This is a genomic window from Micromonospora sp. NPDC048909, from assembly GCF_040649635.1.
GTDB lineage: Bacteria > Actinomycetota > Actinomycetes > Mycobacteriales > Micromonosporaceae > Micromonospora.
Genome location: NZ_JBEZFU010000013.1, coordinates 131322 through 151179, shown reverse-complemented (window position 1 = coordinate 151179; position 19858 = coordinate 131322). Strand labels below are relative to the sequence as shown.

The 19858-nt window shown below is 71.4% G+C and carries 19 protein-coding genes; 6 read left to right on the top strand and 13 right to left on the bottom strand.

The features are described from left to right. Position 1 precedes the first annotated feature (1 nt). The 6 genes from AB0C04_RS27960 to AB0C04_RS27935 all read right to left on the bottom strand — a co-directional run bounded on the left by AB0C04_RS27960 (position 2) and on the right by AB0C04_RS27935 (position 5633). Positions 2 to 3181, bottom strand: coding sequence for a BTAD domain-containing putative transcriptional regulator (locus tag AB0C04_RS27960; protein WP_357060104.1), 3180 nt, complete (start codon positions 3179 to 3181; stop codon positions 2 to 4). 125 nt (positions 3182 to 3306) lie between these two features. Next, complete coding sequence (locus AB0C04_RS27955) at positions 3307 to 3984, bottom strand: hypothetical protein (protein WP_357060101.1); 678 nt, start codon at positions 3982 to 3984, stop codon at positions 3307 to 3309. Between the two features lie 206 nt (positions 3985 to 4190). Beyond that, the gene (gene rpsN / locus AB0C04_RS27950; protein WP_357060099.1) at positions 4191 to 4496 is read right to left on the bottom strand and encodes a 30S ribosomal protein S14; all 306 of its coding nucleotides are present in this window, start codon (positions 4494 to 4496) and stop codon (positions 4191 to 4193) included. Then, the gene (gene rpmG, locus AB0C04_RS27945) at positions 4496 to 4663 is read right to left on the bottom strand and encodes a 50S ribosomal protein L33 (RefSeq protein WP_357060096.1); all 168 of its coding nucleotides are present in this window, start codon (positions 4661 to 4663) and stop codon (positions 4496 to 4498) included. Before rpmG ends, rpsN begins: the two co-directional genes overlap by 1 nt. Beyond that, positions 4663 to 4899, bottom strand: coding sequence for a 50S ribosomal protein L28 (gene rpmB, locus AB0C04_RS27940; RefSeq protein WP_357060093.1), 237 nt, complete (start codon positions 4897 to 4899; stop codon positions 4663 to 4665). Before rpmB ends, rpmG begins: the two co-directional genes overlap by 1 nt. Positions 4900 to 5240: 341 nt before the next feature. Beyond that, positions 5241 to 5633 carry a transcriptional repressor gene (locus tag AB0C04_RS27935; protein WP_357060091.1) on the bottom strand — a complete coding sequence of 131 codons (393 nt, stop codon included), beginning with the start codon at positions 5631 to 5633 and terminating at the stop codon, positions 5241 to 5243. A 323-nt stretch (positions 5634 to 5956) separates the two neighbouring features. Here AB0C04_RS27935 and AB0C04_RS27930 point away from each other — a divergent pair, with 323 nt between their 5' ends. Then, positions 5957 to 9262, top strand: coding sequence for a S8 family serine peptidase (locus AB0C04_RS27930; protein ID WP_357060088.1), 3306 nt, complete (start codon positions 5957 to 5959; stop codon positions 9260 to 9262). 362 nt (positions 9263 to 9624) lie between these two features. Here AB0C04_RS27930 and AB0C04_RS27925 read toward each other — a convergent pair whose 3' ends face one another. Both AB0C04_RS27925 and AB0C04_RS27920 read right to left on the bottom strand, forming a co-directional pair. Further along, a complete protein-coding gene (locus AB0C04_RS27925) occupies positions 9625 to 10458 on the bottom strand; it encodes an SDR family NAD(P)-dependent oxidoreductase (RefSeq protein WP_357060086.1) in 834 nt (277 codons plus the stop codon). Between the two features lie 151 nt (positions 10459 to 10609). Beyond that, entirely contained in the window at positions 10610 to 11095 is a 486-nt protein-coding gene (locus tag AB0C04_RS27920; protein WP_357060083.1) for a carboxymuconolactone decarboxylase family protein, read from the bottom strand. A gap of 307 nt (positions 11096 to 11402) precedes the next feature. Here AB0C04_RS27920 and AB0C04_RS27915 point away from each other — a divergent pair, with 307 nt between their 5' ends. Both AB0C04_RS27915 and AB0C04_RS27910 read left to right on the top strand, forming a co-directional pair. Beyond that, positions 11403 to 11528 carry a hypothetical protein gene (locus AB0C04_RS27915; protein WP_357060079.1) on the top strand — a complete coding sequence of 42 codons (126 nt, stop codon included), beginning with the start codon at positions 11403 to 11405 and terminating at the stop codon, positions 11526 to 11528. A gap of 157 nt (positions 11529 to 11685) precedes the next feature. Further along, positions 11686 to 13530 carry a glycoside hydrolase family 15 protein gene (locus AB0C04_RS27910; RefSeq protein WP_357060076.1) on the top strand — a complete coding sequence of 615 codons (1845 nt, stop codon included), beginning with the start codon at positions 11686 to 11688 and terminating at the stop codon, positions 13528 to 13530. 79 nt (positions 13531 to 13609) lie between these two features. Here AB0C04_RS27910 and AB0C04_RS27905 read toward each other — a convergent pair whose 3' ends face one another. The 3 genes from AB0C04_RS27905 to AB0C04_RS27895 form a co-directional block, all read right to left on the bottom strand. Continuing rightward, positions 13610 to 14755, bottom strand: a complete 1146-nt coding sequence (locus AB0C04_RS27905) for a DUF6596 domain-containing protein (RefSeq protein ID WP_357060073.1) — start codon at positions 14753 to 14755, stop codon at positions 13610 to 13612. A 1-nt stretch (position 14756) separates the two neighbouring features. Beyond that, positions 14757 to 15170 (bottom strand): YciI family protein, encoded by a 414-nt coding sequence (locus AB0C04_RS27900; RefSeq protein ID WP_357060071.1) that lies wholly within the window; start codon positions 15168 to 15170, stop codon positions 14757 to 14759. Between the two features lie 335 nt (positions 15171 to 15505). Next, complete coding sequence (locus tag AB0C04_RS27895) at positions 15506 to 16099, bottom strand: XRE family transcriptional regulator (protein WP_357060069.1); 594 nt, start codon at positions 16097 to 16099, stop codon at positions 15506 to 15508. Positions 16100 to 16224: 125 nt separating this feature from the next. Between AB0C04_RS27895 and AB0C04_RS27890 the strand changes: the two genes are divergently transcribed. After that, the gene (locus AB0C04_RS27890) at positions 16225 to 16881 is read left to right on the top strand and encodes a class I SAM-dependent methyltransferase (RefSeq protein ID WP_357060067.1); all 657 of its coding nucleotides are present in this window, start codon (positions 16225 to 16227) and stop codon (positions 16879 to 16881) included. Between the two features lie 361 nt (positions 16882 to 17242). On the opposite strand, the gene AB0C04_RS27885 is transcribed toward AB0C04_RS27890, so the two are convergent. Both AB0C04_RS27885 and AB0C04_RS27880 read right to left on the bottom strand, forming a co-directional pair. Then, positions 17243 to 17917 (bottom strand): DUF1524 domain-containing protein, encoded by a 675-nt coding sequence (locus tag AB0C04_RS27885; protein WP_357060065.1) that lies wholly within the window; start codon positions 17915 to 17917, stop codon positions 17243 to 17245. Between the two features lie 165 nt (positions 17918 to 18082). Next, a complete protein-coding gene (locus AB0C04_RS27880) occupies positions 18083 to 18673 on the bottom strand; it encodes a hypothetical protein (protein ID WP_357060062.1) in 591 nt (196 codons plus the stop codon). A 91-nt stretch (positions 18674 to 18764) separates the two neighbouring features. Here AB0C04_RS27880 and AB0C04_RS27875 point away from each other — a divergent pair, with 91 nt between their 5' ends. Next, entirely contained in the window at positions 18765 to 19151 is a 387-nt protein-coding gene (locus AB0C04_RS27875) for a metalloregulator ArsR/SmtB family transcription factor (RefSeq protein ID WP_357060173.1), read from the top strand. Then, on the top strand, positions 19148 to 19843 hold the full coding sequence (locus AB0C04_RS27870) for a cation transporter (protein WP_357060059.1): 696 nt from the start codon (positions 19148 to 19150) through the stop codon (positions 19841 to 19843). The genes AB0C04_RS27875 and AB0C04_RS27870 overlap by 4 nt, the downstream gene beginning before the upstream one ends. Positions 19844 to 19858 lie beyond the last annotated feature (15 nt).

Below are 19858 nucleotides of genomic sequence, written 5' to 3'. Positions count from 1 at the left end.
CCTAGGCGAGCAGGTCGTCCATCAGCTCGCGGATGCGGGCGACGGCGTTGGCGACCGGCCGCCCGCGCCACGCGGCCAGCAACGGCTCACGCTGCTCCTCGTTGCCGAGGGCGGCGCTGAGCCGTTCGGCGTCGCCGGGTGGGAAGAACGTCCCGACGTGGGTGCCGATGCGCGTCCCGAGCGCGAACAGCTCGCGCACGGCCTCGACGTCACCCCGGTGCGCCGCGAGTTCGGCGCCGCCCTGGGCCCACGCACCGATCACCGGCAGGTCCTTCGAGGAGAGCGCCTCGTCCCGGGCGAGGGTCAGCAACGCGGCGGCGTCGACGTCGGCGTCAACTCCGGAGACCGGCCGCACCTGGGCCATCCGCAGGTGCAGGACCGCCACCGCGACCCGGAGTATGACGCGCGGCTGCGGCGGCGCCCCGGTCCACGCGGCAAGGATCCGCTTCACTCCCTCGGCGTGGGCGAGGGTCTCGTCGTACCGCCCACGCTGCCAGGCGAGGTGGGCCAGCCCGAGGCGCGCCTGGGCGCTGTCCAGCTCCTCGGCCTCGCCCGGGGTCGCCGTCTCGACCAGCCGCCGCTCGGCCTCCCGGTCACCGGCCAGGGCGAGCTGCATGTCCAGCCGCACCCAGATCGACCTGGCGTCCTGCGTGGCGCCGACCAGTTCCATGTGCCGGATGCTGCGGGCCAGCCAGTCGGTCGACCGGTGGTCGTCGCGCGGGACCAGGAACTGCCCGACGGCCCCCGCCGCCATCGCCATGCCCCAGTGGTCACCGGCCACCTCGAAACGGCGGTACGCCTGCTCGGCGTCGTCCACCGACGCCTCGGGCATGCCACCGTTCTCCCGGATCGCGGCGCGGGCGAACAAGCCGAGCCCCTGCACGTACGGGTCCGGGTCCGCGATCAGCTCGGCGGCACCCTTCATGCTCTCCTCCGGATCGGAGGTGTCGAACCCGGGCAACGCCGACGCGAGCGCGGTCTGCCGGGGCGACACCTCGGCCGGCCGTTCGGCGAGGACCATCCGCAGCGCCCGGCGGGCGAGCACGGCGAGCCGGAGTTCGCCGCTGATGCCGGCGTTGACGCCGATCAACAGGCACGTCCGGGCGATCCGGTCGGCATCGGGCAGCGGCCGGCCGGTGGACCGGCCGTACAGGATCGCGGAGCGTCGCCGTCGGTCCGGGTTCTCCACGTGCAGCAGACCCCGCGCCCACCCGAGAACCTCGAGGTGCAGGCCGCGCACCGTCCAGAGGTAGAGCAGCGCCGTGGCGACGTCGATCGCGGCCGGCTCGTCGTCCTGTCCCAGCGCCCAGCGCAGACCCGCGATGAGGTTGTCCTGCTCGGCGGCGCAGCGGGCGAGCGCCTCGATCTGACCGGCGCCGACGAACCGGTCGGCGAGCGCGACGGCCTGCTCCCGCGCCCACCCGACCAGGCCGGCCATGGCCACGTCCCGGTCGCCGGCCGCGTCGAGGCGGGCCTCGCCGTACTCGCGGACGGTCTCGAGCATCCGGTAGCGGGGCGGGCCCTCCCCCTCGACCAGGGCCAGCAGGGACTGCTCGACGAGCGTCGCCAGGCCACGGCGTACGTCCGGGGTCCCCGCGACCGCGGCGGCGAGGTCCGCGGTGAACGGCGCGGGGATGACGGCCACCCGCTGGAGCAGCTCGCGGTCGTCGGGCGCGAGCAACTCCCGGCTCCAGTCGACCATCGCCCACAGACTCGCGTGCCGGTCCGGCAGGCCGCGCAGGGCGTCGTCGAGCAGCGCGAACCGGTCGACCAGCCCGGCGAGCACGTCGTCGATCGGCATGTGCCGCAGTCGCGCGGCGGCCAGCTCGAGCGCCAGCGGCAGGTTGTCGAGTCGGTGGCACAGTGCGAGCGCCCGCGCGGTGTCCCAGGTCGGCACCGCGCCGCCGGCCCGCGCCCGCGACTCGAGCAGCCCGAGCGCGTCGGCGTCCGGCAGCGCGGTCAGCCGGTGGACCAGCTCGCCGGCCAGGCTCAGCGGGGCCCGACTCGTCGCGAGCACCGCGACCTCCGGCGAGGTCACCGCGACCAGGTCCGCGACAACGGTGGCCACCGCGTCGAGAACATGCTCGCAGTTGTCCAGCACGATCAGCCCGTCGAGGTCCGGTGCCACGGCGCGTAACCGTTCCTCGGGGCTGAGCACCCGCCGTTCGAGGCCCAGGTTGCCGCCGGTCGCCGAGGTGTCCGCGCCGCCGAGCGCCGCGAGCACCGTGGGCAGCACCTCGTCGGGTGAGCGTAGGCCAGCGAGTTCGATCACACGTACGGCCTGACCGGCCGCGGCCGCGCGGCGCGCCACCTCGGCGGCGAGCCGGGTCTTGCCCGCGCCGCCGGTCGCCACGATCGTCACCAGGGCCGTCTCGGTGAACGCCTCGCCCACGGTCTGCACGTCCCGCTCCCGGCCGACGAGGGCGGTCACCGGCCGACGCCACGCGGCGGGCAGGGCGATCCGCGCCGGCTGCCTGGGCGGCGCCACGACGGCCGGGGTGGTGAGCTCGCCGCGCAGCAGCGCCAGGTGGACCTGCGTGATCACGGGCGACGGGTCGGTGCCGTACCGGTCGGCCAGTTCGGCGCGAAGCCGCTCGACCACCTCCAGCGCCTCGGCGTCCCGACCTTGAGCGGCGAGCACCCGAACGAGCAGGGCGGCCGACGGCTCGTCCGGGGGCGTACGCGCGACGAGCCGGCGCAGGTCGGCCTCGTCGAACGGGCCCGCACCGGCGAGCGCCGCCTCCGCGCGCAGCGCGGCGACATCCGCGAACAGCCGGGCGTCCTCGGCGGTGAGCAGTTCCGGAACTTCCGGGAACAGGGCGCGGGCCCGCTCGGCCGAGTCGCGGGCGGCCAGCACGTCGCTGGTGCGGAGCAGGGCACGCCCCCGCTCCACCAGCGCCCGCGCCTCGATCGCGTCGACGCTGATGTCCTCCGCGGGCAGGCGGTATCCCCCCGGCACCGCGACCACCGGTAGCCCGAGTCGGCGCACCCGGGACACGAGCGCCTGGACGGCGCCGGGCGCGTCGTCGGGCGGCGTGCCGCCCCACACCGCGTCCATCAGCAGCGTGGTGGAGACCGCCCGGCCACGCGCGTCGACGAGCGTGCGGAGCACCGCCGCGAGCCGCTCACCCCGGACCGGCCGGCCGTCGACGGCGAGCGGGCCGAGGATCGTGATCTGCACGGACCCAGCATCCCCCACCCCCGCACCGGACTGCCGGTCGCCCGCTCAATCGCGGGTGCCGGCGGCCGCCCCCCGTGCCGCCGTGGGTACGCCGTTGCCGCCCGGGCCACCGCCGTCGCCGGCTGTCAGCCCCCGGCGCCCTCTGCCTCCCCGTCCGGCGTGAAGGCGCCATCCGCCTGGCCGGTGTCGAGGTACACATGTTGGTGCCCCTGCCCGGCATCGATGTTGATCTGGTCGAGCTGCGCCGCGGCCACCGACCACGTGGTCGTGGCGAGGGTGGCCTGACGGGCCGCCAGCAGCAGGTGGTCCTTGCGTCCGGGAACGGGCGCGGTCGCGGCGAGCGCAACCGTGTCGACCGCGACGGCGGCCTGCTCGACGGCACCCCGCAGGCCCCCGCGTGCGACGTTGGTCGCGGTCGTGCCCGACGGAGGGTCGGCGAACTGGTCAAGTTGCTGGCGCATGGTCTGCTGCCACTGGCGGACCCGGGAGGCCTCGGGCATGCCTCCAGCTTCCGCAGCCTGCTTGATCGCCAGGATGATCGGCGAGATCTGGTCTCCGGTCCGCCGCGCCATCCCGGTCAGTTCGATGATCTGCTGGACGTCGCGTCGGGCCTCGGCTTCATGTATCTCCGCGATGCTCGCCTCGGTCGGAGTTGGTTGTCCGGCCGAAAATCCGATCAGCCCTCCGATGAGGCCCGAGATGAGCACCGCGACGGCGACGCCGGCCAACAGCTGAGTCTTGTAGCGCCGCTGTCCGGGTGGCGGCTGGGCCAGATAGGAGGGTTTCCCAGTTCGACGCGACATGGTGTGCCTCCTACCGGTCCGGCTGTTGGCCGGGAGACTAACCCGCTTCTGAGATGGCCGTCGATAGTTCGGTTCTGGACGCCCAAACTTTGGTCGGTGACGACTGAAGCGGTCGCGGTGTGCACTTCGGTCGACGCCCGGCGGAGCACGAGCGCCTCGTTCCCGGCGCCGGCGCGGTGCGGTGCCGACCGCCGAGGGAGCTCGGCTCACCAGGACGCCTTGCGGATGCCCGGCAGCTCACCGCGCAGCGCCATCTCACGGAACCGCACCCGCGACAACCCGAACCGGCTCAGCACGCCGCGGGGCCGGCCGTCGACCTGGTCACGAGAGCGCAGCCGCACCGGGCTGGAGCCCCTCGGCAGCCGGGCCAACCGGCGCACCGCTTCGTCGCGCGCCGTCGGGTCCGTCGCCGGGTGGGCGATGATCCGCTTGAGCTCCGCCCGACGCTCGGCGTGTCGGGCGACGAGCACCGCTCGGCGGGCCTGTCGGTTGCCCAGGCTGGTGCGAGCCATCAGCGCGCCTCGCGGAACTCGACGTGCCGGCGCACGATCGGGTCGTACTTGCGCAGCACCAGCCGGTCGGGATCGTTGCGGCGGTTCTTGCGGGTCACATAGGTGTAGCCGGTGCCCGCGCTGCTGCGCAGGCGGATGATCGGACGTACGTCGGTCTGGCGGGCCATCAGATCCGCACCCCCCGGCCACGCAGCTCGGCGACGACCTTCTCGATGCCCTTGCGGTCCACCGTCTTCAGCGCCTTCGCGGTGAGGGTGAGGGTGACCCAGCGTCGCTCGGACGGCATCCAGTAGCGGTGGTTCTGCAGGTTCGGATTCCACCGGCGGCGGGTCCGCCGGTGCGAGTGGGACACGGCGTTGCCGAAGCTCGGCTTCGCCCCGGTCACGTCACAGCGTCTGGACATTCGACTCCTTCTCAACACGGCAACCTTAACGGTAACGGTTTTCATTTTTATATCAGCCGTTAGGTCGAGTTGCCGCCGGGGGGCTCACGGTTGCCGGCACCCCGGACCACTCCCCCACGGCGCACGTCGTCGCGGGTCCCACCTGGACACCGGCGGGCGCTGCGGCTGATCTCCACCCGCCTTCCACCGCCGCCGCGGCGGCCGCCCGGCGCGCATTGGACATGGCGAGACGATGTCGACGGGCGTGCGTCAGGACAGACACATCGCGGCGGGTGCGTGCGGCGCCGACGCAGTCGGGCGCCGACGGGCGGCATCCGCCGCGGCGGTCGGCAGAGTGCTGGTCAGACCGCGCAGGCGGCGCAGGTGCCGAAGATCTCCAGGGTGTGACCGACGTCGGTGAAGCCGTGCTGCGCGGCGACCTGGTCGGCCCACCGCTCCACGGCCGGCCCGGCGACCTCGACCGTGCGACCGCAGTTGCGGCAGACCAGGTGGTGGTGATGCTTGCTCTGGCTGCACCGGCGGTACAGCTGCTCGCCCCCCGGCAGCCGGGTCGAGTCGATGTCACCGGCGTCGACCAGCAGTTGCAGCGTCCGGTACACGGTCGTCAGGCCGACCCGCGCGTTGCGGGCGAGCAGCATCTGGTGCAGTTGCTGCGCCGTATGGAAACCCTCGACCTCCCGCAGCAGCGCCAGCACCTCGCCGCGCTGTCGGGTGTTCCGGGTCACATTCGGCATTGCCTGATTCACCGTGGCCGCCACCCTCCGTGATGTCGGCCGCCGTCGACCGGCCAGTTCCGACGCCCGACGCGCTGTCAGTCGGACCATTATGCGTTGAACGACCTCAACCGTGGCCGTGCCATTTCGGACAGACCTCGGCGCCCCGGTCAGCTGGGGCGGGCCAGGCCGGCGCCGGCCCCGCCCCAGCGCTTGACTGCGCGTGACGTCACGGAGAGATTACAACGTCACGGCATCTATCGACATCGACTACCAAAACCGCCAAGGATTCGCTCACGAGCGCCCTGCACCCACAGGGCCCTGTTCTCTGGAGGAAAGAGAACGTGAGTGAACCCCGCAACCTGAGCAGGCGTACCTCGGCCCTGCTCTTCGCGTCGGTCCTGGCGGCCAGCGCCGCGACCGTGACGGGTGGTGCCGCGACCGCGAGCGCCGCCCCGTCCACACCCGACACCGGGCAGGCGACCCCCGCCGAGGCGTTGGGCTCGCACGACGCCAAGCTCCTGGCCGTGGCCGAGGCGAAGCACGCGCCGACGGTGACACTGATCGTGGCCACCGAGAAGGACGACACCAACGCCGTCGCCAACGGGGTCAAGGCCCTGGGTGGAACTGTCAACCGACGCTTCGACCAGATCGGGTACGTCCTGGCCACCGTGCCCACCGCGAAGGTGCTCAAGGCCGCCGCACTGCCCGGCGTCTCCGCGGTCGACCTCGACGAGACCATCCAGCTGCCGGACCCGACCCCCGACGTGGCACCGTCCGGCGCGAAGTCGGTGAAGCAGGCGGCCACGCTCGCGGGCCCCGGCGCGGGCACCGGCGCGACCAACCCGTACATGCCGACCAACGAGACCGGGGCGGTGGCGTTCAAGGCGGCCCACCCCACGTGGGACGGCCGCGGGGTCACCATCGGCATCATGGACTCCGGCGTCGACCTGGACCAGCCGGCCCTGCAGAAGACCACCACCGGCGAGCGGAAGATCGTCGACTGGGTCACCGCGACTGACCCGGTCACCGAGAACGACGGCACCTGGCGGCGGATGAACACCGAGGTCAGCGGACCGTCGTTCACCGCCGCCGGCGCCACCTGGACCGCGCCGGCCGGCGCCTACCGCTTCAACGTCTTCCGCGAGTCCATCACCGCGGCCAGCGACCCGGCTGGCGACGTCAACCGCGACGGCGACACCACCGACGTGTGGGGCATCCTGTACGACCCGCAGACCCACGACATCTGGGTCGACGTCGACCAGGACAACGACTTCACCGACGAGGCCCTGATGCGGCCCTACCGGGAGAAGTTCGACGTCGGGCACTTCGGCACCGACAACCCCGCCACGGCCGTACGCGATCAGATGCCGTTCGTGGTCGAGTACCGCGAGGACGTCGACACCAGCCCGCTGAACATCCCGGGCACGTCCGACTACGTCAACATCGGCATCATCGAGGCCACCCACGGCACGCACGTCGCCGGCATCACCGCCGCGAACGACATGCTCGGCAACACCGCGTTCGACGGCGCCGCCCCCGGCGCCAAGATCGTCTCCGCCCGCGCCTGCTCGTGGGGCGGCGGCTGCACGGCCGCAGCGCTGACGACCGGCATGGCCGACCTGGTCATCAACCGCCACGTGGACGTGGTCAACATGTCCATCGGCGGCCTGCCGACGCTCAACGACGGCTCCAACGCCCGCGCCCAGCTGTACAACAACCTGATCAGCACGTACGGCGTGCAGATGTTCATCTCCGCCGGCAACTCCGGCCCCGGCCTGAACACCGTCGGCGACCCGTCCGTCGCCGAGAACGTGGTCAGCGTCGCGGCGAACATCAGCAAGGACACCTGGCTGGCCAACTACGGCTCGGTGGTCCGCAAGGACAACGCCCTGTTCAACTTCTCCTCCCGCGGCCCCCGCGAGGACGGCGGCTTCAAGCCGAACATCACCGCCCCCGGATCGGCGATCTCCACCGCGCCGACCTGGCAGCCGGGCAACCCGGTCCCCGAGGCCGGCTACCCGCTGCCGCCGGGCTACCAGATGCTCAACGGCACGTCGATGGCCTCTCCGCAGGCCACCGGTGCCGCCGCACTGCTGCTCTCGGCCGCCAAGGCAACCGACAAGGGTGTCACCCCGGCCGCAATGCGCCGGGCCATCTACACCTCGGCCAAGCCGATCGCGGACGTGGCGACCTACGCGCAGGGCTACGGCATGCTCAACGTGCCGGGCGCCTGGAAGCTGCTCGCCAAGAACGTCGAGACGCGTTCGTACACCTCCGACGCCCCGGTCTGCTCGGAGCTGTCGGAGAACCTGACCCGCTACGACCGCGAGCTGAACCGGTTCGTGCCGAACCCCAACCGGGGCGCTGGCGTCTACAACCGCTGCGCTTCGGCTGAGGGCGGGCAGAAGGTCGGCCAGAGCCGGACCTACCAGGTCAAGCTCACCCGGACCAGCGGCCCGGCCGGCTCGGTCAACCACAAGGTGGCGTTGCGCGGCAACGACGGGACCTTCTCCGCGCCGAAGTCCGTCGCCCTGCCGTTGAACAAGACCGTCACGATCGCGGTCACCGCCAAGCCCAGGTCCACCGGTGCGCACGGCACCATCGTGACCGTCGACGACCCGAAGACCTCCGTGATCGATTTCGAGGTCTCCGCCGTCGTCGTCGCGTCCAACGACGTCACCAAGCCCAGCTTCTCGTACTCCGCTGAGGGCTCGGTGCAGCGAAACGGTTTCGTCTCGTACTTCGTCACCGTGCCGGCGGGTGCCGGCGCGCTGCAGGTGAACCTGTCGGGCATCGCCACCGGATCGCAGACCCGCTTCATCGCCATCAACCCGTACGGCGTTCCGGTGGACCCCACCGCGAGCACCGCCTGCTACACCAACTTCTCCGACGCCGCGGCCTGCAAGCCGCAGGAGCGGGACTACCAGAACCCGATCGCCGGGGTCTGGGAGATCGAGGTCGAGGCCCGGCGGACCTCGCCGTCGCTGAACAACCCGTTCCAGCTTCAGACGCGGGTGCAGGGTGTCACGGTCGAACCGTCCGTGATCGACCTGCCGACGGTCACCGCTGGTCAGCCGACCTCGGCGAACTGGACGCTGACCAACGCGTACGGTCCGGTCGCGGTGACCGGTCAGGGCGGCGCCCTGTCCAGCGTGCACACCGAGCGGCCGACCATCGCCGAAGGCGCGCAGCAGGAGTACCTGGTCGACGTGCCCGCGGGCGCGACGAGTTTCACGGCCCGGATCGGCAACACGGCCAACCTCGGTGCCGACCTGGACCTGACGGTGTTCCGCGGCGACACCCAGGTCGGCCAGGCGGCCGACGGTGACTCCGAGGAAGCCGTCACCATCGCCAACCCGCCGGCGGGCAGCTACCGGGTCGTCGTCGACGGATACGCCGTCGACGGGCCGGGCACCAGCACCGCGTACGACTACCGGGACTCGTTCTCGGCCCCGTCGCTCGGTGCGCTCACCGCCCCGGTCACCGCGCTCGCCCTGCCACACGGCGCCACCGCCACCCTCACCGGGACGGTGACCGCCGAGTCCACTCCGGGTGCCGGCCGAGAGCTGTTCGGCGAACTCGCCATCGTCACCGCCGACGGCGCGGTCGTCGGCCGCGGCGCCGTCCACATCGGTGCCGTCAACTGATCGACTGATCCAACGCTGGGGCTCGTTTCCGATCTTTCGGGACGGGCCCCAGCGTCTACACCTGGACGCCTCGGCGCCCGCAGCCGTACCGCGGACCGCCCCAGCTACCCGACCCTCCTGCTCGCACGCCTTCGAAGATCGGCATGAACGTCCAGCAGCGGAAGGGGCTGCGTTGACCGCGCCCGAGCACGTCGCCCCACCGCGCGAGGAGCAGACCGGACCGTCGCAGGCGGTCGCAGCGACCGGCGCGGGCGCAGCCCGATCAACGACGAGGAGATCCCCTATGTCGAGGTCGAGTCGTGGCGAGAGGTGCCGGTGCCGGCCGATCCTTACGAATAGACACCGTTGCAATACGCGTCAGTTCACGCGGGGTCGGGTCGAGCCGACGAGTCGTCGAGCCAGGGGCCGAGCAGGGCCATGGTGCGCTGGTGGAGGTGGTCCCGGAAGCTCGCCTTCCGGACCTGTCCGGCCGGCTCGGCGACCCGCTTCTCGTCGAGGTAGGCCCCGCTGGGCACGCTCGGGTCCTGGGCGGCGTGGATGACGTTGGCAGCCCCGTAGGCCGCGTTCTCACCCTGGACCGCGAACATCGCGTGCAGCAGCCGGGTCTCGACGACTCCCGGGTGGACGCTGACGATCCCGGGCCGATAGTGCCGGGACTGCCTGACGGCGTGGGCGACAAGCGCGAGCTTGGAGCGCGCGTACGCCGCAGCCGGCTGGTAGCCGCGCTCGAACTGCAGGTCGTCCAGGTCGAGATGGGCGGAGAGGTGGGTCGCGGACGACACGTGCACCACCCGGCCCGTCTCGGGGATGAGCGGCAGGAGGCGTTCGGTGAGCAGAACGGCCGCCAGGTAGTTGGTCTGCAGCGTCGCCTCGTAGCCGTCCGCGCTGCGCTGGCGGCTCTCGGCACCGGGACGGCCCGCGTTGTTGATCAGCACGTCGACCTGGTCGGTAAGGTTCGCCACCTGGCGGGCCAGGGCCACGACGTCGTCGAGTCGGTCGAAGTCGGCCGGCGCGTAGACCACCTCGGCCCGGCCGGCGTTGCGAAGCTCGTCCAGCAGCGGCAGCACCGCCGAGTGTGGCTGCGGTCCGTGGACGATCAGGCGTCGGGCCGCTGTGGCGATCCGCTGGGCCGCCGCTGCACCGATCCCACTGGTCCCTCCGGTGAGCACGACCGTTCCGGGTGTCTGGTCGACCATCTCGATCGTCCTCCGCTCACCGTGCGACGTCCGTCCTGCCATCATCGGCCGGGCGGCGCCCCGATGCGGGCTGATTCGGCCCGCGCCTCGCGGACGGGTGGCCCGGCCCGGATCGCCTGATCCCGGGCCGGGCCGGACGCCGACCTGCCGATCAGTTGAACGCGGCGGCGAACATGCCGGGCTGGTAGGAACCTCCCTGTTGATGCACGATGACCGCGAGCCGGTTCGCCGCGTTGATCAGGGCGACCAGGGCGACCAGCGCGGCGATCTGGTCGTCGTCGTAGTGCGTGCGTACCCGGGCCCACGTCTCGTCGGACACGCCGTGGTGGGCGTCGGCGAGCCGGGTGCCCTCCTCGGCGAGCGCCAGCGCGGCCCGCTCGGCCTCGGTGAACACGGTGGACTCGCGCCAGGTGGCGACCAGGTGGAGTCGGACCGAGGTCTCACCGGCGGCCGCGGCCTCCTTGGTGTGCATGTCGACGCACCAGCCGCAGCCGTTGATCTGGCTGACGCGCAGCGCCACCAACTCCTGCGTGGACTTCGGCAGCGGCGACTGCTGGATCACCAGGCCGGCGTTGGCGAACCGTTTGGCGAACTTGACCGCGACCTCGTTGCCGAACATGTCGAATCGGGCATCCATGACTTCGTCCTCTCCCGTGGCGTTGCGCTGGACGAACATGAGATGCCGGCGGCCCGATCCCTGTGACGTGGCGGCTACATGACGCGCGCCACATCGCTCCTCCCGGCCGGCCCGCTCGACCAGGCCGTCGATGCCACCGTTCATCAGCAGCCCCAGCCCTCCAGGGCGAGTGGAAGGGCGTTGTCGAGGCGGATGGTGGAGCGTGTGGGCATGGTTGCATTCCTGCCCGGCGGGCCAGGGGGTAAATCACGCCTCCTCGTCGAGGCTGGCCGGCGATCTGTCGGCGGCCGGCGCCTGCCTGGCCGCCATGCACACGGCACTGGTGCGCTGGGCCGAGGAGGACGGACAGAGCGAGCTGTCCGACCTGATCGCGAAGGCGCTCGCGGCCGCCTTCGGCGCCGACATCGTCGAGACCGGCCCGGCGAACGCGTGAGAAGGACGTTCCGAGGCATGCCGTGACGGCGCTTCCGACGGTTCCACCGGGACTGATGCTGAGTTCATAGGGCGCGTCCCCGGTGCCGCACGACGTCGGCTCCCGGTCGGTGCCGGGGCGAAACGTGTCAGTGAGTTCCGTTCGGGTAGTCCGTCGCATGGGATCGGGGCGGATCGCGGACCACGGGTTCCTGGCGGATGGTCGCAGCGCCGCGTTGGTGGACCGCGGGGGTTCGGTGAACTGGTGGTGCCCGGCACGGTTCGACGCTCCGGCGGTGTTCGCCCGGCTGCTCGACGACGACGCCGGGCACTGGGAGATCCGTCCCGAGGGCGCGTTCCGGACCGAACGTGCCTATCTGGTCGACTCGCTGGTGCTTCGCACCGTCTTCAGTACCGCCACCGGCAGTGTGGCGATCACCGACGCGCTGGCCTTGGAGCCGGGTGCACGCGGCCATGACGTCGGTCTGCACTCGCCGCGAGTGCTGGCTCGGGTGGTGCGAGGGCTCACGGGCGAGGTCCCGATGCGGTTGCACTATCGGCCGCGGTTCGAGTACGGCCGGATGACCGCCCAGCTGGTGTGGCAGGACGACGCGTTGGTCGCCGCCGCCGCGGCGGCCCGGCTGAATCTGCGTACCAGCATTCCGCTGTCCGCCGAGGGCGGCGAGGCGTTCGGATCGTTCACGGTACGGGCCGGGGAAACCCACGGTTTCACCCTCGCGTACGCACCGGCGTACAACGCCGGACCGCCGGCGGTGTTGGATGCCGAACAGGTCATCGACGATGCGGCGGCGGGCTGGCGGTCGTGGCTCGGCCTGCACGACTACCAGGGTCTCTACCGGGAGCAGGTGCGGCGCAGCGCGCTGGTGGTGCAAGGCATGACCTACCGGCCCAGCGGGGCGGTGGTGGCCGCTCCGACCATGTCGCTGCCCGAGGAGCTGGGCGGGGCGCGGAACTATGACTACCGCTACGTCTGGATCCGCGACTTCAGCTTCACCCTGGACGCGCTCTGGCGAGTGGCATGTACCGACGAGATCACCCGGCAGGTGGGGTGGCTGGCACGGTCGATGGGGATGGCCGAGGGCATCGTGCCGATCATGTACGGCGTCGAAGGAGAGCGGGACCTCACCGAACATCACCTCGACCACCTGGCCGGCTACGCGAACAGCCGCCCGGTGATGGTCGGCAACGACGCCTGGCGGCAACGTCAGAACGACGTACACGGTGAGGCACTGAGCGCGGCCTGGCTGATGCGAGAGCACCTCGACCCGATACCGCCGGATTTCCGGGACGTGTTCTGGGCGATGACCGAACGGGCCGCGCGGGACTGGCACCTGCCCGACGCGGGGATGTGGGAGGCCCGTGACGTCGAGCGCCATTACGTGTCGTCGAAGGTGCAGTGCTGGACGGCGCTGGACCGGGCTGTCCGCTTTGGTGCCCGGCTCGGCTCGCAGGAGGACATCGCCCGCTGGACGACGGCCCGGGACAAGGTACGACGCGCCGTGCTCAGCCGGGGTTGGAGCGAGCGGGTGGCGGCCTACACGGGTGCCTTCGACAGCGACGACCTGGATGCGTCGGTCCTGCTCATGCCGCTGGTCGGCTTCCTGCCGGCGACCGACCCGAGGATGCGGTCCACGATTCGGATGGTCGAGGAGCGGCTGTCCCACCATGGCCTGCTGCGTCGCTGGGAGGGCGACCCCGCCGGCTTCGTCATCTGCTCGTTCTGGCTGATCAGCTGCCTCGCGTTGGCCGGTGAGCGCGACCGGGCCGGCCAACTCTTCGAGCGACTGACCGCCCAGGCCAACGACCTGGGTCTGCTCGCCGAGCAGATCGACCCGCGCAGCGGTGAACAGCTGGGCAACTTTCCCCAGGCCTTCTCCCACATCGGTCTGATCAACGCCGCCGGAGACCTCACCGACCTCGACGCCGGACAACGCGACTTTCCGCCGGCACCCGATCGCCTCATCCCCGCCAGTCAGGAAGGCCATCCGGAGAGCGAGCACTGACCAGGCCGGTAGGGCCTGCTCGCGGTGGGCTGACGGCCGTGGCCGCACCAGGAGCTGCGGGAAATCCGAGCGGGACGGGTCAGCGGCCCCGGCGGGCGTTGAGCCGGGCGGCCTGGCGGGTCAGGTGGTCGCGCTCGGCGAGGTTGGCGGCCTTTCGGGCCGCCTCGGCGTACAGCCGTGCCGCCGTCGCCAGGTCGCCGTCGCGCTCGTGAAGATACGCCGCCACCGCCGTGTGGCGGGGCACCGCGTCGTCCAGCGCCGCGAGCGCCGCCAGCCCGGCGCGCGGTCCGTCGGCCTCGCCGACGGCCACCGCGCGGTTGAGCCGGACGACCGGACTGTCGGTCAGGCGCGCGAGTTCGTCGTACCACTCGACGATCTGCACCCAATCCGTTTCCTCCGCGGTGGGCGCGTCGGCGTGCAGCGCCGCGATGGCGGCCTGGGCCTGGAACTCGCCCAGTCGGTCGCGGGCGAGGGCGGCCTGCAGGATCTCGACGCCCTCGGCGATCGACGTGGTGTCCCATCGGCCACGATCCTGCTCGGCGAGCGGCACCAGGCTGCCGTCCGGCGCGGTCCGGGTGACGCGCCGAGCGTGGTGCAGCAGCATGAGGGCGAGCAGCCCCGCCACCTCGGGGTGGTCGATCGCGGCCGCGAGTTGCCGGGTGAGCCGGATGGCTTCGGCGGCCAGGTCGACGTCGCCGGAGTAGCCCTCGTTGAAGACCAGGTAGAGCACGCGCAGCACGGTGGCGACGTCGCCGGGCTGGTCGAACCGCACCCCGGAGACGGTGCGCTTGGCCCGGCTGATGCGCTGTGCCATGGTCGCCTCGGGCACCAGGTAGGCCTGAGCGATCTGGCGGGTGGTCAGCCCGCCGACGGCGCGCAGCGTGAGCGCGACCGCGGACGACGGCGTCAGCGACGGGTGGGCGCACAGGAAGTAGAGCTGAAGCGTGTCGTCCACCGCGGGCGTGGGCCCGGGTGCCGGCTCCTCGTCGACGAGGTCCTCGCGCCGGCGGCGGGCGGCATCCGACCGGGTCGCGTCGATGAAGCGCCGCCAGGCGACGCTGACCAGCCAGCCCTTCGCATCTCGCGGCGGGTCGGCCGGCCAGACGCGGACCGCCTCGACCAACGCGTCCTGCACGGCATCCTCGGCCGCCGCGAAGTCGACTCCGCGGCGGACGAGGATGCCGAGCACGCTCGGCATGAGGCTCCGGAGCAGGAGCTCGTTCACGTCAGTGGCACTCCGTGATGGTGGGCGACGCAGTCAGGAACGGGCGCAGCTCGAGCCACTCGTGGATCGGCTTCCCACCCGCGCCGGGAGCGGCCGACAGCTCCCCGGCCAGTTCGACGGCACGCTCGTAGCTGTCGACGTCGATCACCATCCAGCCGGCGATGAGGTCCTTGGTCTCGGCGAACGGGCCGTCGGTGACCGGCGGGCGCCCCTCGCCGTCGTACCGGACGAACGTCCCCTCGGGGGCGAGGGCCTGACCGTCGACGAACTCGCCGGTGGTCTCGAGCCGGGCCGCGAAGTCGTTCATGTACTGCACGTGCGCCGAGATCTCCTCCGGCGCCCACTGGTCCATGGGCACGTCGTTGACCGCAGCCGGAGCGCCGCGGTAGTGCTTCAGCAGCAGGTACTTGGCCATCGTGTTCTCCTCGGTGCTGGTTGCGACCCATTCTCGTCGCGCTCACACCGGGGACGGAGCCGGCCACCGGTTCTCGACATCGCCGTCCGAAAAACGTCGGTCATCTTGTCGGTGGGCGTTGGCGAACGGCTCGGCCGGAGGTGGCTCACGCGGGTGGGGTGCGCCTGGGACCGCGCGCAAGAACGTAGGCCAGCAGGATCGTCATGATGCCGACGCCCGCCCACATGGCTTGCTGCCAGCCGTCGACGAACGATTCCTGGGCGGCTCGGATCAGCTCCTGCGCCTGTGGTCCGGCTCCACTTGCGATGACAGCAAGAATGAAGGGCTGGTGCCAGTCACTCCGTGCTGGGCGCCGCCCCGGACGACTCGGCGTGCGCCCGCTCCCCGTCCTGGTCGAACATCGTGAGGATCTCGACCGGCCCGCCCAGCGCGCCGATGGAATGCGGGATCATGGTGGAGAACTCCGCCGCCTCACCCGGACCGACCGTCAGCCGGCGCTCGCCGAGGTAGAGCACGGCGGTGCCGCTGAGCACGGTGAACCACTCCCAGCCGGGATGGACGGCCAGACCCCCCGGACCGGTGCGCCGTTCGGGAGTGATCCGCATCTTGGCCACCAGGCGGCCACCGTGCTGAGCCGCGTCGCGCGACAGCACCCAGGTGGTCAGACCGACCTCCTGATGCCGTACCGGCCGGATGATCACGTCGGCGTCATCGATGGGCTCCACGAGATGATCGATCGTGGTGTCCAGCGCATGGGCGAGCGCGACGAGCTGGTCGAGGTCGATGCGGCGGTGACCCGTCTCGATCCGGCTCAGCGTCGACGCGCCGATGTGGCATCGAGCGGCGAGCGAGTCGAGGCTCCATCCGCGCGCCTGGCGCAGTCCGCGGATGCGTTGACGAACGACATCTGAGAGATCGACCTGGGACATGGCCGCCACGATACCCGGCTTCTTGCCGAAATCGCAAAGACCCTTGCCACAACCGAAGCAGACCCTACCGTGGAGCTGAGACAGCTGCCCCCTGTCCTTCGCACAACGTCAGCAGGAGTCGAGCGATGAACCAGCTTCACGGCCAGCAGGGATCGCCGCACGCGGAGCACCCCGCGTTCGGCCCGCAATGGTGGGAGCAGCACTACCAGGAGCACGCGGTGAAACACGGCTCGCCGAGCCCTCAGCTGGTGGCCGAGCTCACCGGCTTTCCCGTCGGGTCGGTGCTGGACGCGGGCTGCGGGCGTGGAGCCGACGCGCTCTGGCTCGCCCGGCAAGGCTGGCAGGTGACGGCGGTCGACGTCTCGACGACAGCCGTCAGCGACGCCAGGGACCTCGCGGCACACCAGGAACCTGACATCGCCTCGCGCGTCTCCTGGCTGGTGGCCGACCTGACGACCTGGGAACCGCCGAAGCAGTACGACCTGGTGGTCAGCCAGTACGTCCACCCCACCATGCCCTTCAGCGAGTTCGTTGCCCGACTGGCCCAGGCCGTCGCCCCAGGCGGAACGCTGCTCATCGTCGGGCACGCTCCCGGCGATGAGCACTCGGCGGCCCACGCCCCCGAGCGGGCCTCGATCGGTCTCGACGCGGTGACAGGTTCGCTGAGCACGGAGTTGTGGCGCATCGACGTGGCGGAGTCCCGGACCCGCCAGGTCGGGCACGGCTCGACAGGGATGAGCATCCAGGACCTGGTCGTCAGAGCCCAGCGCAAGCCGGCCTGAGGACGCTTCCGCGCGTGGCGACCGCGGCTTCCGGCGGACGCGCCCGTCTCGACCGAGACGTCCAGGTGGCTCTTGCCGGCCACCGGTTGCTCGGAGGTGTGACGACAGTCAGTTCGCCGAGGCGGGCCTCATTCCCAGGGAAGTTTGAGCAAAGCGAGTTCGGCCAGCACCTGGGCGCGCTGGCGACCGGCGGGGCCCTGCAGCAGTTTCCCGGAGGTCCGCTGCCCACCCGCGACCTCGTCCAGGTCTGATCAACGCCCCCCGCGGTGCGCGATGAGCTGCTGAACGCATCTGCACCGCACCGCAGCGCCCGGCCGGCGGTGCCCGCTGGGCAGTCCGGCCGGGCGTCGGGGTACGGCCCTCAGGAGCCGCAGGTGTCGAGCATGCTCTGCAGGGCGGACTTCTCCGAGGACTGCAGGGTCAGGCTCCAGTTGTACTTCACGGTGATCCACATCTTGCTGTAGGTGCACCGGTACGACGACAGCGACGGCTGCCACGTCGACGGGTCCTGGTCCCCCTTGGACTGGTTCACGTTGTCGGTCACCGCGATCAGCTGCGGGCGGGTGAGATCATTGGCGAAGCTCTGCCGGCGGCTGGTGGTCCAGGAGTTGGCGCCCGAACGCCACGCCTCGGCCAGCGGCACGACGTGGTCGATGTCGACGTCGGAGGCGGCGGTCCAGGTGGCGCCGTCGTAGGGGCTGTACCAGCGGCCGGAGGTCGCCGCGCACGAGCTGTCGACCACGACCGAGGTGCCGTCGCGCTTGAGGACCTGCTCGCGGGTGTTGCAGCTGCCGCTGGCCGTGATCCAGTGCGGGAACAGGTCCCGCGAGTAGCCACTCGTCGAGCCCTGCGAGGCGACGGTCAGCGCGTTGAGCTGCGACTGTGCGGTCGCCTTCGACGGGATGCCGGGCGGCGTGGCGGAAGCCGGCTGCCCGATCACCACGGCCAGGCAGGCTCCGGCGAGGGCGGCGGCGACGGTGGCGGCAGCCGGGCGCCGCAGGCTTCGGCGGCGGGCGGTGGGTGCGGTGCTCGACATGGTGGGGGCCTCTCGTCAGGGGAATGACAACCGTCCCTGACGATCATGTCGATCGAAGTACGTATCAGTGAAAGGCTGCGGTCCGGCCATTGAGCATTCAGCATCGTCCCGCCCCGCCCCGGTGTTGGCTGGCACGTCGGTGGGCGCTCTTCGGCGCGTGGAAGGCTAGCTCTCCCGGTCCGGATTGGTGAGGGCATCCCACTGCTCGACGCCCGAGATCGTCTGCCAGTACGGCAGGTAGAAGGCTCGACGCTTCGGGTCGGCCACTGTGAACGGCTCGAACTCGGTGTCCGCGATCATCCGGTAGACGAACTCCGTCGTCGGCATGTCGAACCGATGCCACGGATCGCCGCCGTACTTCTGAGCGACCACAGGCCACCGGTCGGGCTCCACCGAACGGTCCGCCAGCCAGTAGTACTGCCCCTCGACCTGGTCGTCACCCCACTGGATCAGGCCCGATCCCTTGTCTGGTCCATAGATCCCGTACGGGGCGTACACACCCGCGAAGGACTCGTTCCGGCAGAAGGCCCAGGCCGCAAGCAGTTGCCGCGAACTGTGCCCGGCGGCCGGCCGCAGCAGATCCAGGTACGCGTAGAACGACCCCGGCACGAACCGCCGACACAGTTGCTTGAAGTCCGACGGCAGGGCGACACCGAGCTCGGCCTCCACCTGCTCCCAGCCGACGGCGCTCTCAGGCTCCTGGCGCCATCCGGTCACCTCGATGATCCGGTCGATCCACGTCAGCTGATCATCCACGGCCGGCAAAGTAACAGCACAGGCCGACACCTCGTCGCCTGCTCCTCACCCGGTCGCTGACAGGGTGCCGGACGATCCCGAGCTGCGAATGATGCGGCGTCGGCGCTATCATCGCGCTGTGGCGATTGGTTGTGATCCTGGGCTGACTCCGGCTGTGGCGTTGTTCCGGTCTCTCGGTGACCCGACCCGGCTGGCCATCCTGCAACGACTCGCGGGCGGAGAGGCGCGGGTCGTGGACCTGACCGGCGAGTTGGGGCTGGCGCAGTCGACGGTGTCGAAGCACCTGGCGTGTCTACGGGACTGCGGCCTGATCGACTACCGGGTCGAGGGTCGACAGTCGTTCTACGCACTCACCCGGCCGGAGCTGCTGGATCTGCTGCGCTCAGCGGAACAACTCCTCGCCGCCACCGGCGAGACGGTCGCCCTCTGCCCGGTCTACGGCGCGCCCGCCGGCCCGTCGGTGCGGGTCCGCGCGTGAGCGTGTCGGTGCTGACCCCGCAACGGCGGGCGGTGCTGTCCCGACGCAGCCTGTGGCTGGCCTACGCCACCGCCGGTTACAACCTCTTGGAGGGCCTGGTCGCCATCGCCGCCGGCGCCGCGGCCTCCTCCACGGCGCTGATCGGCTTCGGTCTGGACTCGTTCGTCGAGGTATCCAGTGCCACCGTGCTCATCTGGCAGTTCCGCGCACAGGTGCCCGAGGACCGGGAGCGGCTGGCGCTGCGACTGATCGGGATGTCGTTCTTCGCCCTGGCCGCCTGGGTGGCCTTCGACGCCGGCCGCTCGCTGCTGTCCGGCGGGGACGCGGACTCCAGCCCGCTCGGGATCGGGATCGCCGTCGCGTCGCTGATCGTGATGCCGCTGCTCGTACGCGCAAAACGCCGCACCGGTCGGGAACTCGGCTCGGCAACGGTCCTGGCCGACTCGACGCAGACCCTGCTGTGCACGTACCTCTCGGCGGTGCTGCTCGTCGGCCTGGTCCTCAACGCCGCCTTCGGCTGGTCGTGGGCCGACCCGATCGCCGCACTGGTCATCGCCGGGGTCGCCGTGAAGGAAGGCGTGGCAGCCTGGCGCGGGGAGCACTGCGACGACTGCGCGCCCCTGCCCGCCGACCCTGCCGGCGGTCAAGCCCCGGGCTGCGCGGACGGCTGCTGCGCCGGCGGGCAGTCGTGACGATGCCCGGGCCGC